Annotated in this window: 26 protein-coding genes; 13 read left to right on the top strand and 13 right to left on the bottom strand. The window is 68.6% G+C overall.

From position 1 onward, the window contains the following. Positions 1-43 precede the first annotated feature (43 nt). Entirely contained in the window at positions 44-763 is a 720-nt protein-coding gene (locus ABS73_RS02430) for a 16S rRNA (uracil(1498)-N(3))-methyltransferase (RefSeq protein ID WP_277020553.1), read from the bottom strand. Positions 764-778: 15 nt separating this feature from the next. Between ABS73_RS02430 and ubiA the strand changes: the two genes are divergently transcribed. The 3 genes from ubiA to ABS73_RS02445 all read left to right on the top strand — a co-directional run bounded on the left by ubiA (position 779) and on the right by ABS73_RS02445 (position 4,270). After that, positions 779-1,717: a 4-hydroxybenzoate octaprenyltransferase gene (gene ubiA, locus ABS73_RS02435; RefSeq protein ID WP_277020557.1), complete on the top strand. Its 939-nt coding sequence runs from the start codon at positions 779-781 to the stop codon at positions 1,715-1,717. Between the two features lie 61 nt (positions 1,718-1,778). After that, positions 1,779-3,944 (top strand): OmpA family protein, encoded by a 2,166-nt coding sequence (locus tag ABS73_RS02440; RefSeq protein WP_277020560.1) that lies wholly within the window; start codon positions 1,779-1,781, stop codon positions 3,942-3,944. Next, positions 3,941-4,270: a hypothetical protein gene (locus ABS73_RS02445; protein WP_277020563.1), complete on the top strand. Its 330-nt coding sequence runs from the start codon at positions 3,941-3,943 to the stop codon at positions 4,268-4,270. Before ABS73_RS02440 ends, ABS73_RS02445 begins: the two co-directional genes overlap by 4 nt. 18 nt (positions 4,271-4,288) lie before the next feature. On the opposite strand, the gene ABS73_RS02450 is transcribed toward ABS73_RS02445, so the two are convergent. The 3 genes from ABS73_RS02450 to smpB all read right to left on the bottom strand — a co-directional run bounded on the left by ABS73_RS02450 (position 4,289) and on the right by smpB (position 6,857). Next, positions 4,289-5,470 (bottom strand): amino acid aminotransferase, encoded by a 1,182-nt coding sequence (locus ABS73_RS02450; protein ID WP_277020567.1) that lies wholly within the window; start codon positions 5,468-5,470, stop codon positions 4,289-4,291. Next, a complete protein-coding gene (sseA, locus tag ABS73_RS02455) occupies positions 5,470-6,321 on the bottom strand; it encodes a 3-mercaptopyruvate sulfurtransferase (protein WP_277020570.1) in 852 nt (283 codons plus the stop codon). The genes ABS73_RS02450 and sseA overlap by 1 nt, the downstream gene beginning before the upstream one ends. Positions 6,322-6,383: 62 nt before the next feature. Further along, positions 6,384-6,857, bottom strand: a complete 474-nt coding sequence (smpB, locus tag ABS73_RS02460) for an SsrA-binding protein SmpB (RefSeq protein ID WP_136854741.1) — start codon at positions 6,855-6,857, stop codon at positions 6,384-6,386. Between the two features lie 97 nt (positions 6,858-6,954). Between smpB and ABS73_RS02465 the strand changes: the two genes are divergently transcribed. The 4 genes from ABS73_RS02465 (at position 6,955) to ABS73_RS02480 (ending at position 11,616) form a co-directional block, all read left to right on the top strand. Continuing rightward, on the top strand, positions 6,955-8,613 hold the full coding sequence (locus ABS73_RS02465) for a thiamine pyrophosphate-binding protein (RefSeq protein ID WP_277020575.1): 1,659 nt from the start codon (positions 6,955-6,957) through the stop codon (positions 8,611-8,613). Continuing rightward, complete coding sequence (locus ABS73_RS02470) at positions 8,610-9,599, top strand: P1 family peptidase (protein WP_277020578.1); 990 nt, start codon at positions 8,610-8,612, stop codon at positions 9,597-9,599. The genes ABS73_RS02465 and ABS73_RS02470 overlap by 4 nt, the downstream gene beginning before the upstream one ends. 190 nt (positions 9,600-9,789) lie before the next feature. Beyond that, a complete protein-coding gene (locus ABS73_RS02475; protein ID WP_286693394.1) occupies positions 9,790-11,262 on the top strand; it encodes an NAD-dependent succinate-semialdehyde dehydrogenase in 1,473 nt (490 codons plus the stop codon). Between the two features lie 99 nt (positions 11,263-11,361). Beyond that, on the top strand, positions 11,362-11,616 hold the full coding sequence (locus ABS73_RS02480) for a GlsB/YeaQ/YmgE family stress response membrane protein (protein ID WP_136854745.1): 255 nt from the start codon (positions 11,362-11,364) through the stop codon (positions 11,614-11,616). Positions 11,617-11,777: 161 nt separating this feature from the next. Here the strand turns inward: ABS73_RS02480 and ABS73_RS02485 are convergent, their stop codons facing one another. Continuing rightward, positions 11,778-12,536 (bottom strand): DUF1013 domain-containing protein, encoded by a 759-nt coding sequence (locus tag ABS73_RS02485; RefSeq protein ID WP_277020164.1) that lies wholly within the window; start codon positions 12,534-12,536, stop codon positions 11,778-11,780. 188 nt (positions 12,537-12,724) lie between these two features. Here ABS73_RS02485 and ABS73_RS02490 point away from each other — a divergent pair, with 188 nt between their 5' ends. After that, the gene (locus tag ABS73_RS02490) at positions 12,725-13,360 is read left to right on the top strand and encodes a ribonuclease T2 family protein (protein WP_277020161.1); all 636 of its coding nucleotides are present in this window, start codon (positions 12,725-12,727) and stop codon (positions 13,358-13,360) included. Here ABS73_RS02490 and ABS73_RS02495 read toward each other — a convergent pair. Both ABS73_RS02495 and ABS73_RS02500 read right to left on the bottom strand, forming a co-directional pair. After that, positions 13,357-14,343 (bottom strand): NAD(P)H-quinone oxidoreductase, encoded by a 987-nt coding sequence (locus tag ABS73_RS02495; protein WP_277020158.1) that lies wholly within the window; start codon positions 14,341-14,343, stop codon positions 13,357-13,359. The genes ABS73_RS02490 and ABS73_RS02495 overlap by 4 nt on opposite strands. 9 nt (positions 14,344-14,352) lie before the next feature. After that, on the bottom strand, positions 14,353-15,006 hold the full coding sequence (locus tag ABS73_RS02500) for a COQ9 family protein (protein ID WP_277020156.1): 654 nt from the start codon (positions 15,004-15,006) through the stop codon (positions 14,353-14,355). Between the two features lie 92 nt (positions 15,007-15,098). Between ABS73_RS02500 and rpsU the strand changes: the two genes are divergently transcribed. Continuing rightward, positions 15,099-15,305 carry a 30S ribosomal protein S21 gene (rpsU, locus tag ABS73_RS02505; RefSeq protein WP_081994671.1) on the top strand — a complete coding sequence of 69 codons (207 nt, stop codon included), beginning with the start codon at positions 15,099-15,101 and terminating at the stop codon, positions 15,303-15,305. Between the two features lie 83 nt (positions 15,306-15,388). Here rpsU and ABS73_RS02510 read toward each other — a convergent pair whose 3' ends face one another. Continuing rightward, positions 15,389-16,042, bottom strand: a complete 654-nt coding sequence (locus ABS73_RS02510; protein ID WP_277020149.1) for a hypothetical protein — start codon at positions 16,040-16,042, stop codon at positions 15,389-15,391. Positions 16,043-16,109: 67 nt separating this feature from the next. Then, positions 16,110-16,571, bottom strand: coding sequence for an Lrp/AsnC family transcriptional regulator (locus tag ABS73_RS02515; protein ID WP_277020148.1), 462 nt, complete (start codon positions 16,569-16,571; stop codon positions 16,110-16,112). 132 nt (positions 16,572-16,703) lie between these two features. Here ABS73_RS02515 and ald point away from each other — a divergent pair, with 132 nt between their 5' ends. After that, positions 16,704-17,822: an alanine dehydrogenase gene (gene ald / locus ABS73_RS02520; RefSeq protein WP_277020146.1), complete on the top strand. Its 1,119-nt coding sequence runs from the start codon at positions 16,704-16,706 to the stop codon at positions 17,820-17,822. A gap of 4 nt (positions 17,823-17,826) precedes the next feature. Here the strand turns inward: ald and mscL are convergent, their stop codons facing one another. The 3 genes from mscL to ABS73_RS02535 all read right to left on the bottom strand — a co-directional run bounded on the left by mscL (position 17,827) and on the right by ABS73_RS02535 (position 19,550). Next, positions 17,827-18,273: a large conductance mechanosensitive channel protein MscL gene (mscL, locus tag ABS73_RS02525; protein ID WP_277020144.1), complete on the bottom strand. Its 447-nt coding sequence runs from the start codon at positions 18,271-18,273 to the stop codon at positions 17,827-17,829. A gap of 105 nt (positions 18,274-18,378) precedes the next feature. Continuing rightward, entirely contained in the window at positions 18,379-18,996 is a 618-nt protein-coding gene (locus tag ABS73_RS02530; RefSeq protein WP_277020142.1) for a DsbA family protein, read from the bottom strand. 29 nt (positions 18,997-19,025) lie between these two features. Then, entirely contained in the window at positions 19,026-19,550 is a 525-nt protein-coding gene (locus ABS73_RS02535) for a DUF721 domain-containing protein (protein ID WP_277020168.1), read from the bottom strand. A gap of 85 nt (positions 19,551-19,635) precedes the next feature. On the opposite strand from ABS73_RS02535, the gene ABS73_RS02540 reads away from it, so the two are divergent. From ABS73_RS02540 to ABS73_RS02550, 3 genes are all read left to right on the top strand, one after another. After that, entirely contained in the window at positions 19,636-20,661 is a 1,026-nt protein-coding gene (locus ABS73_RS02540) for an A/G-specific adenine glycosylase (RefSeq protein WP_277020141.1), read from the top strand. Positions 20,662-20,671: 10 nt separating this feature from the next. Then, the gene (locus ABS73_RS02545) at positions 20,672-21,805 is read left to right on the top strand and encodes an alkane 1-monooxygenase (RefSeq protein ID WP_277020139.1); all 1,134 of its coding nucleotides are present in this window, start codon (positions 20,672-20,674) and stop codon (positions 21,803-21,805) included. 272 nt (positions 21,806-22,077) lie between these two features. Then, on the top strand, positions 22,078-22,521 hold the full coding sequence (locus ABS73_RS02550) for a BLUF domain-containing protein (protein WP_277020138.1): 444 nt from the start codon (positions 22,078-22,080) through the stop codon (positions 22,519-22,521). Positions 22,522-22,626: 105 nt separating this feature from the next. Here the strand turns inward: ABS73_RS02550 and ABS73_RS02555 are convergent, their stop codons facing one another. Beyond that, positions 22,627-23,757 (bottom strand): site-specific DNA-methyltransferase, encoded by a 1,131-nt coding sequence (locus ABS73_RS02555; protein ID WP_277020136.1) that lies wholly within the window; start codon positions 23,755-23,757, stop codon positions 22,627-22,629. Between the last annotated feature and the right edge of the window lie 69 nt (positions 23,758-23,826).

The raw sequence follows: 23,826 nt of genomic DNA on the forward strand, positions 1-23,826 counted from the left end.
GCCACGAATAGCCGTTGGCGGTGATTCGCCTAAGGAACCGTGGTTAACGCCAGTCGCCCAAGCCCGCCTGCCACAGCGCCAGCGCCGCGACCGCCGCCGTATCGGCACGCAGGATGCGCGGACCCAGGCTGACCGGCGTCACGAAAGGCAGGCGCGACAGACGCGTCCGTTCCCCGGCCGAGAACCCGCCCTCGGGGCCGATCAGGATCGCCCAGGGACCGGGGGGCAGCCCGGCCAGCGTCTGCGCCGGGCCCGCGCGCGATTCGTCGGCCCAGAGGATGCGCCGCGCGGGGTCCCACCCGTCCAGCAGGCGCGACAGGGGTGCCAGATCGGCCACTGGGGGCACGAAGGTGCCGCCGCATTGCTCGGCGGCCTCGATTGCGTGCGCCTGCAGGCGATCCTGGCGGATGCGGTCGGAATTCGTGTGGTCGGTCTGCACCGGCAGGATGCGGGCGGCGCCCATCTCGGCGGCCTTTTCGACGATAAAGTCGGTGCGCGCCTTCTTGATAGGCGCAAAGATCAGCCACAGGTCGGGCGGGTCCTGCTGGGGCGCCGTCTGCGCCATCACGGTCACGCTGCCGCCGCGCTTGCCCGCCTCCTGCAGGCTGGCCTGCCATTCGCCGTCGCGCCCGTTGAAGACGGCCACAGCATCGCCCTGCCGCAGGCGCATGACGCCCGACAGGTAATGCGCCTGGCCCGCGTCCAAGGGGACGGCTTGTCCTGCAACCAGCGGGTGATCTATGAACAGTCTGATCTTAGCCATGATGGGCGCGACGCTATGCAAAGCCAGACCGAAAGGCCAGATGCCGTCTTTGACGCGCCGCCCGACAATTGGGTGGACCGCTTTGCGCCGCCCGCCGCCCGCCCCTGGCTGCGCCTGAGCCGCGCCGACCGGCCCATCGGGACATGGCTGCTGCTGATCCCCTGCTGGTGGGGGATCGGGCTTGCGATGATGGCGGATGGGCCGCGGCTGTTCGATCTGTGGATCGCGCTGGCCTGCGCCATCGGCGCCTTTGTCATGCGCGGCGCGGGCTGCACCTGGAACGACATCACCGACCGCGACATCGACGCGCAGGTCGCGCGCACCCGGTCGCGGCCGCTGCCCTCGGGGCAGGTCAGCCTGCGGGGGGCGTATTTCTGGCTGCTGGCGCAGGGGTTGGTGGGGCTGGTGATCCTGGTGACCCTGGGCCGGGCGGCGGTCTGGATGGGGGTGGCGTCGCTGGCGCTGGTCGCGATCTATCCCTTTGCGAAACGCTTTACCTGGTGGCCGCAGCTGTTTCTGGGCTTTGCCTTCAACTGGGGGGTGATGCTGGCCTATGCCGCACATATGGGGCGTGTCGATCCGGCGCCGGTGGTGGCCTGGCTGGGCGCCATCGCCTGGACGATCTTTTACGACACGATCTATGCCCATCAGGATGCCGATGACGACGCGCTGATCGGGGTGAAATCCACGGCCCGGCTGTTCGGCGACCGCAGCCCGGCGATCCTGGCGGGCTTTGCGCTGGTCTCGGTCGCGGTGCTGGCGGTGGCAGTGGCGCTGACGGGTCGCAATCTGTTGATGGCCTGGGCGGGGGTTCTGGCCTTTGGCCTGCATCTGTTGTGGCAGCTGCGGAATTTCCAGCCCGATCAGGGGGATGTCTGCCTGCGCCTGTTCCGGTCGAACCGCGATGCGGGGCTGATCCTCGCGCTGTTTCTTGCTGTTGCGGGGCTGGCATGATTGCACCGCAGCGACCCCCTCGCTAGACGTGACCCGCTTGCAACAGCACAAGGTTTCCCGCATGGCCCGATCGCGCCGTCTTTCGACCTCATTGGCAACCGTCCTTGTCCTGGCCGGGGCGGGCGGGTTGTCCTGGATGGGCGCCGAGGCTGCCGCCACCTATATCGAGACGCGATCGGCGGGTGCGGTCGCGGCGGCGCTGCAATCGGGCGGGCATGACTGGGCACAGGTGCAGACCGACGGGCTGCGCGTCACCCTGACCGGCACCGCCCCCTCCGAGGTCGAGCGGTTCCGCGCCCTGGGTCAGGCCGGCACGGCGGTCGATGCCAGCCGCCTGCAGGACGCGATGACCGTCGCCTCGATCGAGGCGATGACGCCCCCCGACTTCAAGGTCGAGATCCTGCGCAGCGACGAGGGGCTGTCCCTGATCGGCCTGGTGCCGGCCGCGACGGACCGTGACGCGATGCTGCGCGACCTGCGCCCGGCGGGCAATGTAGTGTCCGATCTGCTGGAACAGGCTGACCACCCCGTCCCCGAAGGCTGGCCCGAGGCGCTACGCCTTGGGCTGCAGGCGGCGGGCATGACCGAACAGGCCAAGATCTCGGTGGCGCCGGGCCAGGTCACCGTCGCGGCGCTGGCCGCCGACCGTGACGACCAGATCCGGCTGGAGACCGCGCTGCGCCGCGCGGCCCCGCCGCAGGTGACGCTGGATCTGCAGATCACCGCGCCGCGCCCGGTCATCGCGCCCTTTACCCTGCGCTTTGTCATCGACCAGACCGGCCCGCATTTCGACGCCTGCGTGGCCACCGACGACGATGACCGCGCCCGCATCACCGCCGCCGCCCAAGCGGCGGGCATGGCCGCCGTGCCGTCCTGCACCCTGGGCCTGGGCGCGCCGTCCGAGGATTGGGCCGATGCGGCCACCGCGGCCATCGCGGCGGTCGCCGAACTGGGTCAGGGCCAGGTCACCCTGTCGGACGAGGATGTCACGCTGAACGCCCCGGCTGCGGTTCCGCGCGCCCTGTTCGACCAGGTGACCGGCCAGCTGGAACGTGCCCTGCCCGCGACCTATCACCTGCAGGCCCAGCTGGAGCAGGCCGAGGTCGCCCAGACCGCCCCCATCGAATTCCAGGCCACCCTGCCCCCCTCGGGCAGCCTGTCAATGCGGGGCCGCATCGCGGATGCGCAGATGCGCCAGGCGGTCGACAGCTTTGCCCGGTCGCGGTTCACCGTGGCGCAAAGTGGGCTGCGCACCGACCCCGCGGTGCCCTCAGGCTGGACCGTCCGCGTGATCGCCGGGCTGGAGGCGATGGGCACGCTGCAGGCGGGCGAGGTTCGCGTGACGCCCGACCTGATCGACCTGCGCGGCGTCTCTGGCGACCCGCAGGCCAGCGACCGCGCGGCGGCCCTGCTGTCGGAACGGCTTGGCACCGGGGCGCGCTATCAGCTGACGATCACCTATGACCGCCGCCTTGACCAGGCGTTGGGCCTGCCCAGTGGCGAGGAATGCGTCGCCCGCCTGAACATTATCATGTCCGAGAGCGAGATCGGGTTCGAGCCCAACCGGTCGTCCATTGCGGGCAACCCGGAACAGACGATGGACCGCTTTGTGCGCGCCATGGCCGATTGCAGCGATTTCCAGATCGAGGCCGGGGGACATACCGATTCGCAGGGCTCGGAGGCGTTCAACGCCGAACTGTCGCGTTCGCGCGCGCAGGCCATCGTGTCGGCCATGGCCGAGGCCGGGATCAGGGTCGCGAACATGACCGCCCGCGGTTACGGCGAAAGCCGCCCCGTCGCCACCAACCAGACCGAGGAAGGCCGCGAGATCAACCGCCGGATCGAGTTCCGCCTGCTGTCCCCGCATCCGCTGGATGCGACCGGCCTGCCTGCCCCCGTCACCGTGTCGGGCGTCACCGGAGAGACCACTGAGCCCGATCCCGCCCCCGAACCCACACAGGGCCCGCAGCTGCCGCCGATGCAGGGGCCGGACCTGCCCGCCTCGACCGCGCAGATGCAGGGCCCGCAGCTGCCGCACAGCCGCGAGGCATCCGGCATGGTGCCGATGACCGTGGGTGTGGCCGAAGAGTTCCAGACGCTGGACGAACGCGAGGAAAACCTTAGGGTGCCCGTGCTGACGCCCGATGATGACACCCCCCGTCCCGGTCCCCGCCCCGACAGCGTCGCGGCCCGGTCCGGTGGCCAAGACGAAGCGACAGACGAATGAGCAGATCAGAATTCATCGCCGTGACCGCCCTGATCCTGTTCGGGGCCTTTGTCCTGGGCTGGATCGCCAGCTGGCTGGTGCATCGCGTGGCCCGCCCCGCGCGCGCCGACATGTCCGAGCTGGACCGCATGGCCCAGCAGCTGCACGAGGCTGAGGATCAGCGCGACGCCGCAACCGCCGCCCTGCAGGAGCGAGAGGCCGCGCTGACCGCGCGCTTGGCGGGCACCCAGGCCGAGCTGCGCGCGGCGATGGACGGGCTGCGCGACAGCCGCACCGAGGTCGAGGAATTGCGCGATTACATCGAGCAGGCGCTGGCGCGCCGATGACGCGCCAGTCTGCCCGGATCAGATCCCGGCGTCGATGATCGCCCGGGCCAGCACCGGCACGGTGTCGCGGTTCAGGCCCGCGATGTTCAGCCGCGAATCGCCCACCATATAGATGGCCGCATCGGTTTTCAGCTTGGCCACCTGTTCGGGCGTCGCGCCAAGGCGCGAGAACATGCCGCGATGGTGGCGGATAAAGTCGAACCGGTCGCTGCCCGACAGATCGCGCAGTTCCGCCGCCAGCTGGTCGCGCAGGCCCAGCATGGTGCCCCGCACCTCCTCCAGTTCGGCCGCCCAATCGGCGCGCAGGGCGTCGTCCATCAGGATGGTGCTGACGATGCGCGCGCCATGATCCGGCGGGAAGGAAAAGTTCTGGCGGTTCAGGAAGGCCATCGACCCCTGCGCCAGATCGCGGCCCTTGGTGTTGTCGGCCAGCGCGATCAGGATGCCCGTGCGTTCTCGATAGATGCCGAAGTTCTTGGAGCATGAGGCCGCGATCAGCACCTCGGGCAGGCTGCGGGCGACCAAGCGCGTCGCCTCGGCATCCGCGTCCAGCCCGTCGCCAAAGCCCTGATAGGCCAGGTCGATCAGCGGGATCGCGCCCGATTTTTCCAGGATCGCCACGACCTCGGACCATTGATCCAGGGTCAGGTTGGCGCCGGTCGGGTTGTGACAGCAGCCGTGCAGCAGGACGATGTCACCCTTGCCCGCCTGCGCAATATCGGCCTTCATGCCGTCGAAATCGACGCCGCGGGTTTCCGCGTCGAAATAGCGGTATTCGGTATAGGGCAGGCCCATGAAAGCCATGATCGACAGGTGGTTCGGCCAGGTCGGGTTCGACACGAACACCCGCACGCCCGGGTTGGCCAGCCGCGCCAGTTCCAGCGCCTGACGGATCGCGCCCGTGCCACCGACCGACGCGACCGAGGCCAGACGGTCCGCGGGCAGATCGCCCAGCACCATCGTGGCCAGCGCGTTGCGATAGTCGGCCTCGCCCGCCAGCCCGGTATAGGCCTTGGTGGTCTGCGTCTCCCAGATGCGCTGTTCGGCGGCCTTGACCGCACGCATGACCGGGGTGACGCCCTGCGGGTCCTTGTAGACGCCCACGCCCAGGTCGATCTTGCCCTGTCGGGTGTCGGCCTTGAACTCCTCGATCAGCATCAGGATCTTGTCGGGGCTTTGGGCTTTCAGGTCGGTCAGCATCAGGCGTCTCCGGTTGCGATGTTCAGGTCGGCGAAACTGCCCCATTCGGTCCAGCTGCCGTCGTAAAGCGAATGGTCGCGGTGGCCTGCCCGTTCCAGCGCAAAGGACAGGGCCGCCGCCGTCACGCCGCTGCCGCAGGTGGTGATGACCGGGCGCGACAGGTCGATGCCGGCGTCCGCAAAGGCCGCGCGGATCGCATCCGGCGCGATCATCGTGCCGTCGGTGTTGAACAGCCGGCCAAAGGGCAGGTTGCGCGACCCGGGGATGTGACCGGCGCGCAGGCCCGCGCGGGGTTCGGGCTGATCGCCCCGGAACCGTTCCGGGCTGCGCGCGTCCACGATCTGCGGAACGCCCAGCTTGCTGGCGGCGGCCACCTGCGTCACGTCGCGCACCAGGCCTGCCTGCCGCTGCACGGTGATGTGGCGGTCACGCATGACGGGGGGCATGTCCTCGGTCGCGCGGCCCTCGGCCAGCCATTTGGCCAAGCCGCCATCCAGCACGGCCACGTCGGTCTTGCCCATCAGCCGGAACGTCCACCACACGCGAAACGCGCTGCGCACGTCGGAATTGTCATAGATGACCACCTGATGCCCGTCGCCCACGCCCATCGCGCGCAACCGGCTGATGAACATTTCGGGCGGGGGGGCCATGTGCGGCAGGGTCGAGCGTTTGTCGCTGATCGCGTCGATATCAAGGAACCGCGCACCGGGGATGTGAGCGGCATCGTATTCCGCGCGTGCATCGCGGCCCGTGGCGGGCATGTGCCAGCTGGCGTCAATGACGCGCAGATCGGGGTCGCCCAGATGCGCCGCCAGCCAGTCGGTCGAGACCAGTGTCTTCGGATCGTCCATGGCCCGCCCCCCTTGTTGCGCCGCGCCCCGATTTACAGGGGCGGGGGCGGGGCTGCAATGGCCTATCCCTGCTTCAGCAGGCGCGCCTTCTGACGATTCCAGTCGCGGGCGGCGCTGGTTTCGCGCTTGTCGTGGTTCTTCTTGCCCTTGGCGACGGCGATCTTCAGCTTCACGATGCCGCGGTGGTTGAAATACATCACCAGCGGAACCAGCGTCATCCCCTCGCGCGCGGTGGACTGCCACAGCCGGGCCAGCTCGCGTGATTTCACCAGCAGCTTGCGGCGGCGGCGTTCCTCGTGGCCGAACACGCCTGCCCGCGACAGGGCCGCGATATAGCTGTTGATCAGCCACAGCTCTCCGCCCTCGACCGAGGCGTAGCTTTCGGCGATGTTGGACTGTCCCACGCGCAGGGACTTGACCTCGGAGCCTGTCAGCATGATGCCCACCTCAAGATCGCTCTCGATGGCATAGTCGTACCGGGCGCGCCGGTTCTCGGCGATCACCTTGTAGTTCTTGCTGTCGTCATCCTTGGCCATGGCTGGTCAGATAGGCGCGGCGGGCGCCTGTGTAAAGGCATGCGTTGCGCAGCCGGGGCGCGTCGGGTTACCTCTGATGCAACAAAGGGGGGCCACGATGCGGCATGGCGGACAGATCCTGGTGCAGGCGCTGCGCGACAACGGCGTATGCCGGGTGTTCTCGGTTCCCGGAGAGAGCTTTCTGGCGGCGCTGGACGGGCTGCATGACAGCGGCATCGCCAATGTCGTCTGCCGCCAGGAGGGCGGCGCGGCCATGATGGCCGAGGCGGCGGGCAAGCTGACCGGCAGGCCCGGTGTGGCCTTTGTCACGCGCGGCCCCGGTGCCACCAATGCCAGCGCGGGCGTGCATGTCGCGCGCCAGGACAGCACGCCGATGATCCTGTTCGTGGGCCAGATCGCGCGCGGCGACACCGACCGCGAGGCCTTTCAGGAGGTCGATTACCGCGCCATGTTCGCGCCCCTGGCGAAATGGGTGGCCCAGATCGACGCGACCGACCGCATCGCGGAATACGTCGCCCGCGCGTTCCATGTCGCGATGTCGGGCCGCCCCGGCCCCGTGGTCCTGGCCCTGCCCGAGGACATGCTATCGGGCCGGTCCGACGCGCCCGACCTGCCGCCCGCGCGCCCGGCCCTGCCGCATGTGGCGCCGGATGCCGTGGCGGCGGTGGCCGCGGCCCTGGCCGGGGCCAGCCGCCCGCTGGTCGTGGCGGGGGGCAGCCAGTGGTCGCAGCAGGCCGCCGACGATCTGGGGCGGTTCGCGGCGGCGTGGGATCTGCCCGTGGCGGTGCCGTTCCGCCGGCAGGACCGGATGGACAACACCCTGCCGCATTACGTGGGCGATCTGGGCGTGGGCATGAACCCCGCCCTGGGGGCCGCGCTGCGCGAGGCGGATGTGATCGTGTCGCTTGGGTCGCGATTGGGGGACACGCTGACGGGGGGATACACGCTGATGGACCCGGCGCGGCCCCATGCGCGGGTGGTGATGGTCCATCCCGACCCCGACCAGCTGGGCGTGCTGTGGCGCGCCGATCCGGGCGTGGTCGCCGACCCGCGCCGGATGGTCGCCGCGCTGGCCGACCTGCCCGCCCCCGCCGCGTCCTGGAGTGCCTGGCGCGAACGGCTGCGCGCCTCGTATGAAGACTGGCAGCAGCCGCGCCCGACGCCCGGTCCGCTGCGGCTGGAATGCGTGATCGACTGGCTGGCGCGGAACCTGCCGCCCGATGCCATCGTGACCAATGGCGCGGGGAATTATGCGTCCTTCCTGCATCGCTATTACCGCTGGCGCTGCTATGGGACGCAGCTGGCGCCGACCTCGGGGTCGATGGGATACGGCCTGCCTGCCGCGATCTCGGCCAGCCTGGCGCGGCCCGACCGGATGACCGTCTGCCTGGCGGGCGACGGCTGCCTGCAGATGACCGTGAACGAGCTGTCGACCGCCGCCCAATATGGCGCGACCCCCATCGTCATCGTCGCCAACAACGGTCGCTATGGCACGATCCGCATGCACCAGGAGCGTCACTATCCCGGCCGCGTGTCGGGGACCGACCTGTTCAACCCTGATTTTGCGGCCCTGGCCCGCGCCTATGGCGGCCACGGAGAGCTGGTCGAACGCGATGCCGATTTCGCCCCCGCCTTCGAACGCGCGCGCCTGTCCGGCCGCCTGTCGGTGATCGAGCTGCGCCTGAACCCCGAGGCGCTGACCCCCGGCGCGACCCTGACCCAGACCCGCGATGCGGCCCTGGCGGCGCAGGCATGATTGCCGGCCCGCGCAACCTGATCACCGATGTGGCCGGGCTGCGCGTGGGTCACGCGCAGGATGCCACGCTGCGATCGGGGGTGACGGTGCTGACGGCGGATGCGCCCTTTGCGGCCTCGGTCCATGTGATGGGCGGTGCGCCGGGCACGCGCGAGACCGACCTGCTGGCCCCCGACAAGCTGGTGCCGGGCGTCGATGCGCTGACTCTCTCGGGCGGGTCGGCCTTTGGGCTGGCGGCCTGCGACGGGGTGATGGCGGCGCTGCATGCGGCGGGGCGGGGCTTTGCGGTGGGACCGGCGCGGGTGCCGATCGTGCCGGGGGCGATCGTCTTCGACCTGCTGAACGGCGGCGACAAGGCCTGGGACGCGAACCCCTATCCCGTGCTTGGGGCGGCGGCCTGGACGGCGGCAGGCGCCGATTTCGCCATCGGCACGGCGGGCGCGGGCTGGGGCGCGCTGACCGGCACGCTGAAGGGCGGGGTCGGCTCGGCATCGGCGGTGCTGGAGGGGGGCGCGACCGTGGGGGCGCTGGTCGTCGTCAACGCACTGGGACAGGCGACCGTCGGCGATGGCCCGCATTTCTGGGCCGCCCCGTGGGAGCTGGGGTCCGAATTCGGGGGGCTGGGCCTGCCGGACCGCTTTCCGGCCGCTCATGAACCCTCGCCCGCCAAGCGCATGGGCGAGGCCACCACCATCGCCATCGTCGCGACCGATCTGCCGATGGACAAGGCGGGCCTGCAGCGGCTGGCCGTCGCCGCGCATGACGGCATGGCCCGCGCCCTGGTGCCCAGCCACACGCCGCTGGACGGCGATCTGGTCTTTGCGCTGTCCACCGGCGCGCGGGTGCCGGTCGATGCGGTGGGGGATGCCTTTGCCCTGGGTCACGCGGCATCCTGCGTTCTGGCGCGGGCGATTGCGCGGGCCGTCCATGCCGCGACCCCGCAGCCCGGCGATCTGCAGCCCTGCTGGCGCGACCGTTTCGCATAGGAAAAGGGCGGCGCGACCTGCGCACCGCCCCCGAGAGATCGCCAAGAGGGACAGCTCAGCGATTGGAGGTGCAACGCCAAAGGCGCCCGCCGGTTGCGCCCGTCCGTTCACATTCGCGGCATCGGCTGCGCTTTGACTTCCCCCTGCCGGGCATGGTCTCATGGCCCGACGCAATCACCCCGAGGATGCCATGACCGATCACCAGACCGACCTGAAAAGCCTGCTCAGCGATCCGTCGCTGCTGGAGACCCGTGCCTTCGTCGCGGGCGAGTGGGTCGATGCCGATGACGGCGCGACATTCGAGGTCAGGAACCCCGCCCGCGGCGACGTCATAGCCCGCGTCGCCGATGTGGGACGCCCCGAGACCGCCCGCGCCATCGACGCCGCCGCCGCTGCCATGAAGGATTGGGCCGCGCGCCCGGCCAAGGAGCGCGCCCAGGTGATGCGCAAATGGTTCGACCTGATGATGGCCAATCAGACCGACCTGGGCACCATCCTGACCGCCGAACAGGGCAAGCCCCTGGCCGAGGCCAAGGGAGAGATCGCCTATGGCGCCAGCTTCATCGAATGGTTCGGAGAGGAGGCCAAGCGCGTCTACGGAGAGACCATTCCCGGCCATCAGACCGACAAGCGCATCAGCGTCATCCGCCAGCCCATCGGGGTCGTGGGCTCGATCACGCCGTGGAATTTCCCGAACGCGATGATCGCGCGCAAGGCGGGCCCGGCGCTGGCCGTCGGCTGCGGCTTTGTCGCGCGGCCCGCGACGGAAACGCCGCTGTCGGCGCTGGCCATGGCGGTGCTGGGCGAACGCGCGGGCCTGCCCAAGGGCATCCTGTCGGTCGTTCCATCCTCGCGCGCCAGCGACATCGGCAAGGAGTTCTGCGAGAACCATCTGGTGCGCAAGCTGACCTTCACCGGCTCGACCGAGGTGGGCCGGGTGCTGCTGCGCCAGGCCGCCGATCAGGTCATGAAATGCAGCATGGAGCTGGGCGGCAACGCGCCCTTTATCGTCTTTGACGACGCCGATCTGGATGCCGCGGTCGAGGGCGCGATGGCATCGAAATTCCGCAACAACGGCCAGACCTGCGTCTGCGCCAACCGCATCTATGTGCAGGCCGGGGTCTATGACGCCTTTGCCGAAAAGCTGGCGGCGGCGGTGGACAAGCTGTCGGTCGGCGACGGGTTGCAGGACGGCACCACCACCGGCCCGCTGATCAACGAAAAGGCCGTGGACAAGGTCCGCGACCACATCCGCGACGTGCTGGAGGGCGGCGGTCAGGTGCTGACCGGCGGCAAGCCGATGGAGGGGCTGTTCTTTCAGCCCACCGTCGTCACCGGCGTCACCCGCGCCATGAAGGTCGCGACCGAGGAGACCTTTGGCCCGCTGGCGCCCCTGTTCCAATTCGACACCGAGGAGGAGGCGGTCAAGGCCGCCAACGACACCATCTTTGGCCTGGCCTCGTATTTCTATGCCCGCGACATAGGCCGCATCACCCGCGTCCAGGAGGCGCTGGAATACGGCATCGTCGGCGTGAACACCGGCCTGATCTCGACCGAGGTCGCGCCCTTTGGCGGGGTCAAGCAGTCGGGCCTGGGCCGCGAAGGCAGCCATCACGGATTGGAGGACTATCTGGAGATGAAGTATATCTGCCTCTCGGTGTGACATTTTCGCAGGGCCTGCGGGAACCCCGGACGAAAGACGACGTTGCGATGCCAGAAGGTGCCGACCGACAGGGTCGGCCAAGGTCTTAAGGAGAGTAACATGGGCTGGCTTGCAGCAATCATCGTCGGGGGCATTGCCGGTTGGCTTGCCGAGCAATTCATGAAGTCCAACATGGGTCTTCTGGCGAACATCCTTCTGGGGATCGTCGGTGCGGTTCTGTTCAACTTCATCTTCGGCTCGCTTCTGGGCCTGTACGCTGCGGGCGCAAGCTTCAGCTTTGCCTATCTGCTGGCCGGCTTTGTCGGCGCGTGCATCCTGATCGCCATCGCGCGTGCAGTGCGCGGCCGCGCCTGATCGCAAGACCGGTCGTGTTTGGGGCCGCGTCGGGGAAACCCGGCGCGGCCTTCTTCATAACCGCCCGCAAGGCAGGCCGGTTGCCTGACCGACAGGCGGCATCCACGCCATAAAAAAGGCCGGGCAAATCGCCCGGCCTTTTGCATCATGATGCGTGGGGATCAGCGGCGGCGGCCCTGACCCTCGTCCTCATCATCCTCGTCATCCGTATCCGGCAGGTTGAAGAACGTGTCCTTGTCCAGCTCCCGCTCGGGCTTGTCCTCGTCGCGCGACAGGCTGAAATTCTCCAGTCCCGCGATCGAGCTGGGCAGGCGCGGCTCGTCCGACATGGCCAGCGAGGTTTCGGTGCTGACCAGCTTGCGGCGTTCGTCGTCGGTCATCACGCCACCCTCGGCGGCCTTCTTCTTGGCGGCCTTCTGGACGGCGGCGTCCAGCTCGGTCTGGCGGCACAGGCCCAGGGCGACCGGGTCGATCGGCTGGATGTTCTGGCTGTTCCAATGCGTGCGCTCGCGGATCGACGCGATCGTGGGCTTGGTCGTGCCGACCAGCTTGGCGATCTGCGCATCGGCCAGCTCCGGGTGGAACTTGACCAGCCACAGGATCGCGGCGGGGCGGTCCTGACGCTTGGACAGGGGGGTATAGCGCGGGCCGCGACGCTTCTCCTCACCCTCGGATGCGGGGTTGTGCTTCAGACGCATGCGATAGATCGGGCTGCCTTCGGCGCGCTTGATCTCTTCGGGGTCCAGCTGGTTGGATGCGATCGGGTCGAAACCCTTGACGCCCGCGGCCACGTCGCCATCGGCGATGCCCTGGACCTCAAGCTCGTGCAGACCGCAGAAATCGCCGATCTGCTTGAAGCTGAGCGTCGTGTTGTCGACCAGCCAGACGGCGGTGGCCTTGGCCATCAGCGGCTTGCTCATGTCAGTCTCCTTCGCGTGTCTCTTGGTCCCGAACATGGGGGTGAGGGCCGGAAAAACGGCTTCGGCTTGCGCCATTCCTCGTTTTCGGGGGGAATTGGCAGGTCATATACCGATTTCAGGGGCCGGGGAAAAGAGGATTCGCACGATTGTCCGATGCGCGCGCGCGCAGGCGTCGCTATTGTGGCAGGATGCGCATCCTGATCCTGTCTCTGGCTATCCTTTTGTCCCCCCTGGCTTTGGCGGCCCGCGACGTGGCCGGGCGGTTCGATTACTATGTCCTGGCGCTGTCCTGGCAGCCCGCCTGGTGCACCCGGACCGGCGACGGACGCGATGCGCCCGAATGCCGCGCAGGCACCGGGCGCGATTTCACCACCCACGGATTATGGCCGCAATACGAACGCGGCTGGCCGCAGGATTGCACCACGTCCGAACGCGACCCCGCGCGCCGCGAGACGGCGTCGATGGAGGATATCATGGGGTCGGGCCGCCTGGCCTGGCACCAATGGCAAAAGCACGGGCGCTGCACCGGCCTGTCTGCGGCCGATTACTATGACGCGACCCGGCGCGCGACGGCGGCGATCACCATTCCTGCCGTCTTCGACGACCTGGCGCGCACCATTACCCTGCCCCCAACCGTGATCGAAGAGGCGTTCCTGGAGGCCAATCCCGACCATGAGGCCGACGGCATCACCGTCATCTGCCGCGACGGCGCGCTGACCGAATTGCGCATCTGCCTGACGCGAGACCTGGAACCGCGCGCCTGCGCCCCTGACGTGCGGCGCGACTGCAGCCAGCCGCGCCTGCTGATGGAGGCGGTGCGCTAGCCCGCCACCTTCAGGACGATCTTGCCGATATGGTCGCTGCTTTCCATGCGGCGGTGGGCGTCGGCGGCCTCGGCCAGGGCGAGTTCTCTGTCGATGGTGACGGCCACCGACCCGGCGGCGATCATCGGCCACAGCTGCTTGCGCAGGGCGTCGGCGATCTCGGCCTTGGCGACGTCGGATTGCGGGCGCAGGGTCGATCCGGTGATCGTCAGGCGGTTCACCATGATCTGGGCAAAGTTCAGCTCGACCTTGGGGCCTTCCAGAAAGGCGATCATGACCAGCCGCCCGTCCTGGGCCAGCGACTTGATGTTGCGGGGGATATAGCTGCCGCCGACCATGTCCAGGATCAGGTCGGCGCCGCCCGCCTCGGCCAGGATCTTGGTGAAATCCTGGGTCTTGTAATTGATGGCCGTTGCGCCAAGCGCCGTGATGGCCGCGCATTTGTCATCGCTGCCCGCAGTGGCAAAGACGCGCGCCCCCAGGGCCCGCGCGATCTGGATCGCCATCATCCCGATGCCGGAGGTGCCGCCATGGACCAGGAACCGCTCTCCTCCGGTCAGGCCGCCGCGCTGCACCACGTTCGACCAGACGGTGAAGGCCGTTTCCGGCAGGCAGGCCCCCTCGCGCAGGGACAGGCCCTTGGGGATGCGCAGCGCGTGATCGGCGTGGCAGACCGCGTATTCGGCATAGCCCCCGCCCGGCAGCAGGGCGCAGACCTGCTCGCCCTTCTTCCAGCGGGTGACGCCCGCGCCCAAGCCCACAATCTCGCCCGAGGCCTCCAGCCCCGGCAGGTCGGAGGCGCCTGGCGGGGGCGCATAGCTGCCCGCGCGTTGCAGCACGTCGGGGCGGTTCACGCCCGCATAGGCGATCTTGATCAGGATCTGATCGTGGCAGGGCACCGGTACGGGCCGGGTGGTGGCGCGCAGCTGATCGGCGGCGCCGGGGGTGGCGATCTCGATCGCGGTCATCTGGTCGGGGAACATCGTCTCTCCTCAGCGGCTACGGCCGGGCAGGGCGCGGTCGCGCGGCGCGCGCACCCAGCCAAAGGCCGCACGGGTCAGGCGGCCCGCACCGGGCAGCTTGCCCAGGCTGGCCTTCAGCGTCTCGATGGACATGACGCCGTCGATGCGGCGGTCGATGAAGGCGCGCGTGTCGGCCCGCCCCTCGGACTCGTCGCCCAGCCAGAACAGCACCGTGGCCGAAATCACCGCCGTCAGCGTGGCGCGTTTCGAATACCAGTTCACGTCCTGCGACCGGTCGCCCAGACCCGTCCAGATGACGTCCGCCGTCTCCCAGATCAGGCGCGCGGCCAAGGTCGCGTTCTGCGGCAGGGCCAGCGTGGACGCGCCCGCGCGCACCAGTTCGGGGTCCGACAGCTGCAGTCTGCGCCACACGGCCTCGGCCACGCGGTCGCGGAACCGGCCCTCGGGCGGGGTCTCGGACAGCGCCTGGCGCAGGGCCGCGTCGGCGCGACGATGATAGGCCGCGGCCAGCCCGGCGCCGCCCTGGGGGAACAGCACCCGGACCAAGGCCGCGTCCATGCCGATGTCGCGGGCGCCGGCCGCCAGGGCCAGGTCGTTCATCCCCTCGAAGGCAACATGGATCAGCGCGGCATCCAGAAGCGCGTCTCGGTCGGTCTGGGTCATGCATACCTCGTCTGGACAAATGCGCCCGGCTTTGTTAGGGGGACGCTTCCTGCAATCTATCAACTCTAACCTAGGAAGGTGGTGACAACCACATGCAGGTCAATGTTCGCGACAACAACGTCGAACAGGCGCTCCGTGCTCTGAAGAAAAAACTTCAGCGCGAAGGTGTCTTCCGCGAAATGAAGCTCAAGCAACATTTCGAGAAGCCGTCGGTCAAGAAAGCCCGTGAAAAGGCCGAGGCCGTTCGCCGTGCCCGCAAGCTGGCCCGTAAAAAGGCACAGCGCGAAGGCGCGCTGTAAGACGACGCGATCTTGTGTCATTTGAAAACCCCCGCGGCGCCATGCCGCGGGGGTTTTCTCGTTCAATGGGACGATCCGGTCGATCAGCCCTCGCTGTCAGAGCCGCCATCCGATTCGCCACCATCCGAATCAGAGCCACCATCGGTGTCGGAGCCGCCATCTGCGCCTCCGTCAGCGTCACCGTCCGCGCCGCCATCGGCATCGCCGCCAGCATCCGTGCCCGTATCGGCGCCGGTATCGGCATCCGCGCCATCGGTGTCGGCACCCGCATCATCCGCGTCCGTGGCGTCGGTGCCGGTCCCCGACTGGCTGCCGGTCGCAGCACCGGTGATGTCGCCCGCGGACGAGCCTTCGGCATCGCGGCGCGTCTCGACCCCGTCAACTGATACCAAGCGCGCGTTGGCCGTGCTGTAGACCAGCTCGATCGGCACGCCGGCGCGCTGCGCGGTGATGGTCAGGATCGGGCCTTCGCGCTGGATGTAGATGTCGGAATAGCCCTGCGCCGAAAGGGTTTCGGCGATGGTCTCATAGTTCTCGATGCTTTCCAGCCGCGGATAGTCGCCCTCCAGGACGAAGCCCTGGGACGGTTCCTCCTGCAAGGCGGCGTCGGGAACGATCACGGTCGTTCCGGCGGGCGTCTCGACCTGCGTGGTCTGGGCGATGGCGGTGGTGGCCAGCAGGCTGGCCGCGGCGATCTGAGTGCCCACAAGCAGGGCCTTGAACGGAGTCTTCAGCATGGTGCATCTCCTGATGGGTTCTGGCTGCATAACGCGCCAGACGCCGTCAGGGGTCCGCGGGCGACCCTCAGACCGGAATCGCGGTCGTGCGGAACACCGTGCGCAGCGCGAAACTGGAATGCATCTGCGCCACGCCGGGCAGGCGCGACAGGTGCTGGCGGTGGATGCGGGCGAAATCATCCGTATCCTCGACCACGATCTTGAGCAGGTAATCGGCAGTGCCCGCCATCAGATGGCATTCCAGCACATCGGGAATCGCCCGCACGCCGCGCTCAAAGGCGTCCAGGACCTCGTCGGCCTGACCGGACAGGGTGATCTCGACAAAGACGGTCGTCTGGCGGCGCAGCGCGCGCGCATCCAGCAGCGCGACATAGCCCGCGATCACGCCCGCCTCCTCCAGCCGCTGCACGCGGCGGTGACAGGCCGAGGGCGACAGATGCACCCGGAGCGCCAGTTCGGCATTGCTGATTCGCCCCTCCTTCTGAAGGAGCGACAGGATTCGGCGGTCTATTGCGTCAAGGTCGGCCATGCGGGCAGATTCTTCGAACAGTGCCGCCGATGCCAGCGGATTCTTCGCCGCCGGGGCCGCGATCCGACCCATCTTCGCAGCACCTTGCGGCAGGGCGATGTCAGGATGGACGAAACGGTAAGGGACGACGCCATGAAGATCGGATGCCCGAAGGAGGTCAAACCGCAGGAATTCCGCGTGGGCCTGACGCCCGCCGCCACCGCCGAGGCCGTGGGCCGGGGCCATGAGGTCATCGTCCAGACCGGCGCCGGAGAGGGCGCTGGCTTTGAGGATGCCGACTATCAGGCCGCGGGCGCGACCATCGCCGCGGACGCCGCCGCCGTCTTTGACGCGGCAGAGCTGATCATCAAGGTCAAGGAACCGCAGCCCGCCGAGCGCAAGATGCTGCGCAAGGGCCAGATCCTGTTCACCTATCTGCATCTGGCGCCCGACCCGGACCAGACCCGCGACCTGCTGGACAGTGGCGTGACCGCCATCGCCTATGAGACCGTGACCGATGCGCGTGGCGGCCTGCCCCTGCTGGCGCCGATGTCCGAGGTCGCGGGCCGTCTGGCCCCGCAGGTCGGGTCCTGGGCGCTGCAAAAGGCCAATGGTGGGCGCGGCGTGCTGATGGGCGGCGTGCCGGGCGTGCGGCCCGCGAATGTCGTGGTGATCGGCGGCGGGGTCGTGGGCACGGCCGCCGCGCGGGTCGCCGTGGGGATGGGCGCGAACGTGACGGTCATGGACCGGTCGGTCCCGCGCCTGTCCTATCTGGACGACGTGTTCATGGGCCGCCTGACCACGCAATTCGCCAGCGCCGCAGCCACCGCCGAGATCATCCAGACCGCCGACATGGTGATCGGCGCGGTGCTGATCCCCGGCGCCGCCGCGCCCAAGCTGATCACCCGCGACCAGCTGTCCACCATGCGCCCAGGCGCGGTGCTGGTCGACGTGGCGATCGATCAGGGCGGCTGTTTCGAGACCTCGCGCGCGACCACGCATCACGACCCGATCTATGAGGTCGACGGCATCGTGCATTACTGCGTGGCGAACATGCCGGGGGCCGTGGCGCGGACCTCGACCCAGGCCCTGGGGAACGTGACCATGCCGCATCTGCTGGCCCTCGCCGACAAGGGCTGGCGCCGCGCGCTGAGCGATGACGCGCATCTGCGCGCGGGCCTGTCCACGCATGAGGGGCAGCTGACCTCGCCCCCGGTGGGCGAGGCCCTGGGCCTGGACGCGGTCACGCCCGAGGCCGTGCTGGGGCTGTGACCCCTCAAACGGGGTTGGCGCGATCCGCCAGCAGGTCGCGGATCTGCGCCAGCAGCTCCTCCTGGCTGGGGCCTGTGGGGGCCACGGCCTCCTTGGCCTCCTCCTCGCGCTTGACGGTGCGCTGCAGGCGGTTGACGCCCTTGACCAGCAGGAACACCGCCCAGGCCACGATCAGAAAGTTCAGCACCGCCATGGCAAAGGCGCCATAGGCAAAGATCGCCGCGCCCGAATCGCGCGCGACCGCCAGGCTGGCCCCGTCGGCGACGGTGCCGGACAGCACCACGTATTTGTCGGTGAAATCGATGCCGCCGGTCATCAGGCCCAGGATCGGGTTGATCAGGTCCACGACCAGCGAATTGACGATGGCCGTGAAGGCCGCGCCGATGATGATGCCCACGGCAAGGTCGATGACATTGCCGCGCGCGATGAAAGTCTTGAATTCCTGAATCATGACGCCCTGTCCCCGTGATGCGCGACGTTCGGTCGCGCCCCGATCCTGCGGCCACGGGCGGGGAAAATCAATCGCGCCCGGCAGCGGCTGCCGGGCGCGACGGCGTCATTCGGCGGGTGCGGCCTCGGCCAGTTTTTCGTCGATGACGGCCTTCATGCTGTCCCAGGCCTGGTTCGGCACCTTGTCGCCGCCGATGATGAAGGTCGGCGTCGCCTCGACCCCGTCGGCGGTGGCATTGGCCTGGAAGGTCGCGATCAGCTGTTCGACCTTGGCGGTGTCGTTCCAGCAGGCGGTCATCTGATCCTCGGTCATTCCGGCCTTGAGGCCGATGCGGCGCAGGTTCGACGCGATCTCGTCGCCCGAACCGCCGGCCAGCCAGGTCTGCTGCTCATCGAACAGCATGCCCGACACGGGATAGAATTTCTCGTCCCCGCCGCAGCGCGCCAGGATGCCGGCCCACAGGCCCGGCTGGTCGAAATAGACGTCGCGCTGCACGAAGCGGACCAGGCCCGTGTCGATATAGTCGGCCTTCAGCTGCGGATAGACATCGGTGTGGAAATTCGCGCAATGCCCGCAGGTATAGCTGACATATTCGATGATGGTCAGCGGCGCGTCCTCGGCCCCCAGGGCGATGTCTGGCAGGGTCTCGGGCGTGGCGTCCTGCGCCAGGGCGGGGGCGGCCAGGGTCAGGGCAATCGCGGTCGCGGCAGAGCGGAGATACATGGAAGGTCCTTTCAGGTCGGGCATGGGGGTCAGGTCCGGCGGCTGGCGACGTTCAGCGCCAATTGCGCCATGGCCTGCGCCAGGGTCGGGTCAGAGAATTGCGCCGCCACGCCCTGTGCCTGCGCCACGACGGCGGGGTCGGGGGCCTTGGGCGCGCGGGGGGCATGGGCAAAGGCCGCATGCCCTTCGGCAAAGCCGCTGGCGGCGGTTTGGGTCAGGGTGATCCGGCTGACCGCGTTATAGCCGTAACAGGCGTTCACCCGGTCGCGCAGCTGCGGCAGCTGCATCTCGACCATGGGGGCCATGGGGCCGGTGGTCAGCAGGGTCAGCGTGGCGCCGAAGCCGCTGCGGGCGTGGCTGATCTTGACCGGGCGCGTGACGGCGGCCAGCTGGGGACCAGCGATCTCGGACCAATGGGTCAGCAGGCGGGTGACGGCGAAACCCCGCCCCTCGGCCGCCTTCTGGACCCGGTCGGCCAACAGCGTGGCCGCCGCCTGAAAGCCGCGGCTGCGGCGACGGGGCGTGGTCTGGAAGGGTCGGGACGGGTGGGCCATGGCCGCCTTTGCTGCTATCACGCGCCCATCCTTAGCCAGCCATCCCCCCGGATGAAAGCGCGCCCTTCTGCAAAGGCCCACATAATTGCGTGAAAGCAAGGTGATCGCCCCCGACCTGCTGGACTGGTATGACCGCCACGCCCGCACCCTGCCCTGGCGCGTCCCGCCGGGCGAGCCGCCCGCCGACCCCTATCGCGTCTGGCTGTCCGAAGTGATGCTGCAGCAGACCACCGTGGCGGCGGTCAAGGCGTATTTCCTGCGCTTCACCGCGCTGTGGCCCACGGTTCAGGCGCTGGCCGGGGCCAATGACGCGGCGGTGATGGCCGAATGGGCGGGCCTTGGCTATTACGCCCGCGCCCGCAACCTGCTGGCCTGCGCCCGCGCCGTGACCGCAATGGGCGGGTTTCCCGACACGCGCGCGGGCCTGCAGGCGCTGCCCGGCATCGGGGCCTATACCTCGGCCGCGATCGCGGCGATCGCCTTTGGCCGGCCCGAGACGGTGGTGGACGGCAATGTCGAACGGGTGGTGTCGCGGCTGTTCGCGGTCCAGACGCCCCTGCCCCGCGCGAAGCCGGAACTGGTGGCGCTGGCGGACACGCTGACGCCGCAGGCCCGGCCCGGCGATTACGCGCAGGCGATGATGGATCTGGGCGCGACCATCTGCACGCCGCGCAGCCCGGCCTGCGTGATCTGCCCGCTGCAGGCGGTCTGCGACGCCCGCGCGCAGGGCATCGCGGCCGAACTGCCCCGCAAGACGCCAAAACCGGCGAAACCGCTGCGTCAGGGCACCGTCTGGCTGGCGCGGCAGGGAGGCGCCCTGCTGCTGGAGCATCGCCCGCCGCAGGGGCTGTTGGGCGGCGTCCTGGCCTTTCCCTCGGCCGGGTGGGACGGGCGCGACCTGCCGCCGCCGGGGCCTGCGGATTGGCGCGATCTGGGGGCGGTGCGGCATGTGTTCACGCATTTCACCCTGGATCTGACGGTCCTGTTGGGCGATCTGACCGGCAACCCCACGCGGGGGGAACTGACCCCCCTGCGGCAGATCGACCGCGAGGCCCTGCCCGGCCTGATGCGCAAGGTCTGGGATATGGCGCAACCCGCGCTGCGCGGCTAGCATTCGGGGCATGAGCGACTCATCCCCCCTGCCGTCTGCGGCTCCGTTCTGGCTGTCCGTGGCGCTGATCCCGCTGATCGCACTGGCGGCGTGGCAGGGCGGGGCGTGGTGGGCGCTGGTGCCGCTTTATGCCTGGTATCTGACCACCGCGCTGGACGGGGTGCTGGGCCTGAACGAGGCCAATCCCGACCCCGAGACCGCCCCCGACCAACTGTTCTGGCACCGCGCCGTGACGCTGATCTGGTTCCCGCTGCAGATCACCGCGATCATGGCCTGCGTCTGGCTGGCGGGGCGCACGGATCACCTGCCGGGCTGGGAATCGGTCGGGCTGTTCTTTGCCCTGGGGGTCGTGTCGGGCAGCGTGGGCATCGTCTATGCCCATGAATTGCTGCATCAAAAATCCCCGGCTGAACGCTGGCTGGGCGATCTGCTGCTGTCCTCGGTGCTGTATTCGCATTTCCGGACCGAACATCTGCTGGTGCATCATTCCTGGGTCTCGACCCCGCGCGATGCGGTCTCGGCCCGCTATAACGAGGGGTTCTACCGGTTCTTCTGGCGGGTGCTGACCGACGGGCCGCGCAGCGCATGGGCGGCCGAGACGCGGTTTCTGGCCCGCGCGGGCCGCAGCCCCTGGGACCGGCGCAACCCCTTCTGGCGCTACGCTGCGCTGCAGGGGATGATGCTGGTCGCCGCGCTGGCCCTGGGTGGGTGGACGGGGCTTTTGCTGTTTCTTTTCCAGGCCTTCATCGCCGTCTGGCAGCTGGAGCTGACCAATTACGTCGAACATTACGGCCTGTCGCGCAAGCATCTGGGCGAGGGCCGATACGAGCCCGCCCGCCCGCGCCACAGCTGGAACGCCAGCCACACCGCGACCAACTGGCTGCTGATCAACCTGCAGCGCCATTCCGACCACCACACCAAGCCCGACCGCCGCTTCCCGCTGCTGCAGACCTATTCCGAGGACGAGGCTCCGCAGCTGCCGATGGGCTATCCGGCCATGACCATGCTGGCGATGGTGCCGCCTTTGTGGCGGCGGCGGATGAACCCCCGGGTGCGCGCCTGGCGCAAGCGGTTCTACCCCGAGATCACCGACTGGGCCCCCTATACGCGGGGCGATCTGCCCATGCCGCGCAACGCTCTCTGACGCGCAACGCGCGGGGGCCCTGTGATGCGCAACGCGCGGTGATGCAGGGGCGGTCCCGCAACAGCGGCCGCGACACCCTGCAATTGCTGGCGATTCGGGTGCACGGGGGATGCACCGGACAGGCACCGTGCGTGCACAGGGCGTACACCGCTTGCGTGCATCACCTTCATGGTTCGTCAACCATGAAGGTAGATTCCCGCCCAGATCGCCCGGGCGACGCTTGCCCGGCCGTGGGCGGCTGAGGCATTCTGTCACAAGCCAAGGAGAGCGCGATGACCGACCAGCCGACCCTGCCGGATGCCGACCGGCACCCCGCCCCGGACGAACCGATCGGCTATCTGCTGTATCGCAGCGTGGCCCGGCCGGGGCTGGATCAGGACGACCTGGATCGGATCTTGGAACGGTCGCGGCGTTGGAACCGGTCGGTCGGCCTGACAGGCTGTCTGCACCACGAAGACGGCATGTTCTTTCAGTGGATCGAGGGGCCACGCCCCCGGCTGTTCCAGCTGCTGGAATGGCTGCGCGACGATGACCGGCACGTCAATGTGACGGTTCTGGATCAGGGCCAGCTGTCCAAACGCCTGTTCGATGACTGGGAGATGCGGTTTTCCGACCGGCAGGTGGCATCGCTGCTGGACTGGCTGGCGGCGCGGCGCGACCGGCCTGATACGGGCGACGCGCAGGGCGTGGCGGATTTCATGCGCACCCTGCGCTGACGCAGCGGCGCCTGTCGCGCATGAAAAAACCCCGCCATGCGGACATGGCGGGGCAAGGTGGTCCGGCCCGCAGGGTCGCGGGCGCGGACTGGCGAAAGAATGGGGTCAGTTCGGGCGGGGGGCGTCACCCTCCATCTCGGCGCGGATCTGCTGGCGCAGGATGTCCAGGGGGATCATCTTGCCCTCGCGCCGGAAATGCCAATAGGTCCAGCCGTTGCAGCTGGGCGCGCCCTCCAGCGCGGCGCCGACCTGATGGATCGAGCCCTTGACGTCATTGCCGATCAGGCTGCCATCGGCGCGGACCTTGGCCTTATGGCGGTTGCCCAGGGAATACAGCTCCTCTCCCGGGCGCAGCATGCCGCGTTCGATGACCTGGCCGAACGGGATGCGCACCTCGGCGCGTTTGGCGCGCGTGGTGGCGATGGCGTCGGCGTCCAGACGGCGGACGCGGGACAGGCGGCGGGTGGCGACCTCGCGATAGGTCTCCTCGCGCTCGATGCCGATATAGTCGCGGCCCAGCATCTTGGCGACGGCGCCGGTGGTGCCGGTGCCGAAGAACGGGTCCAGCACCACGTCGCCCGGATTGGTCGTGCCCAGGATCACCCGGTGCAGCAGCGATTCGGGTTTCTGCGTCGGATGCGCCTTGTCGCCCGCCGCGTCCTTCAGCCGTTCGCCGCCGTTGCAGATGGGCAGCACCCAGTCGCTGCGCATCTGGATGCCTTCGTTCAGCGACTTCAGCGCCTCATAGTTGAAGGTGTATTTCGACGATTCCGATTTCGCGGCCCAGATCAGCGTCTCATGCGCGTTGGTCAGCCGCTTGCCACGGAAATTCGGCATGGGGTTCGACTTGCGCCAGATGACGTCGTTCATGATCCAGAAGCCCTGATTCTGGATCTCGGCGCCGACGCGAAAGATGTTGTGATAGCTGCCGATCACCCAGATCGCGCCGTTCGGTTTCAGCAGGCGGCGGGCGGCGGCCAGCCAATCGCGGGTGAAGGCGTCATAGGTGGCAAAGCTGGAAAACTGGTCCCAATGGTCATCGACCGCATCGACCTTGGAATTGTCGGGACGGTGCAGATCGCCCTTCAATTGCAGGTTGTAGGGCGGGTCGGCAAAGATCAGGTCCACGCTGCCCTCGGGCAGGCTGTTCATGATCTCGATGCAGTCGCCGCCCAGAATCTGGTTCAGCGGTAAGGGCCGCGCGGAATCCGCGCGTTTTTCCTTGGTTTTCGTCATGCTCTGCCTTTGGGGAATGCCGACTTTTGCCGGTCTGGTATCCCCCAAAGATGAGTCAGAAGTGATTCG

It is taken from the genome of Paracoccus sp. SCN 68-21 (assembly GCF_001724535.1).
GTDB lineage: Bacteria > Pseudomonadota > Alphaproteobacteria > Rhodobacterales > Rhodobacteraceae > Paracoccus > Paracoccus hibiscisoli.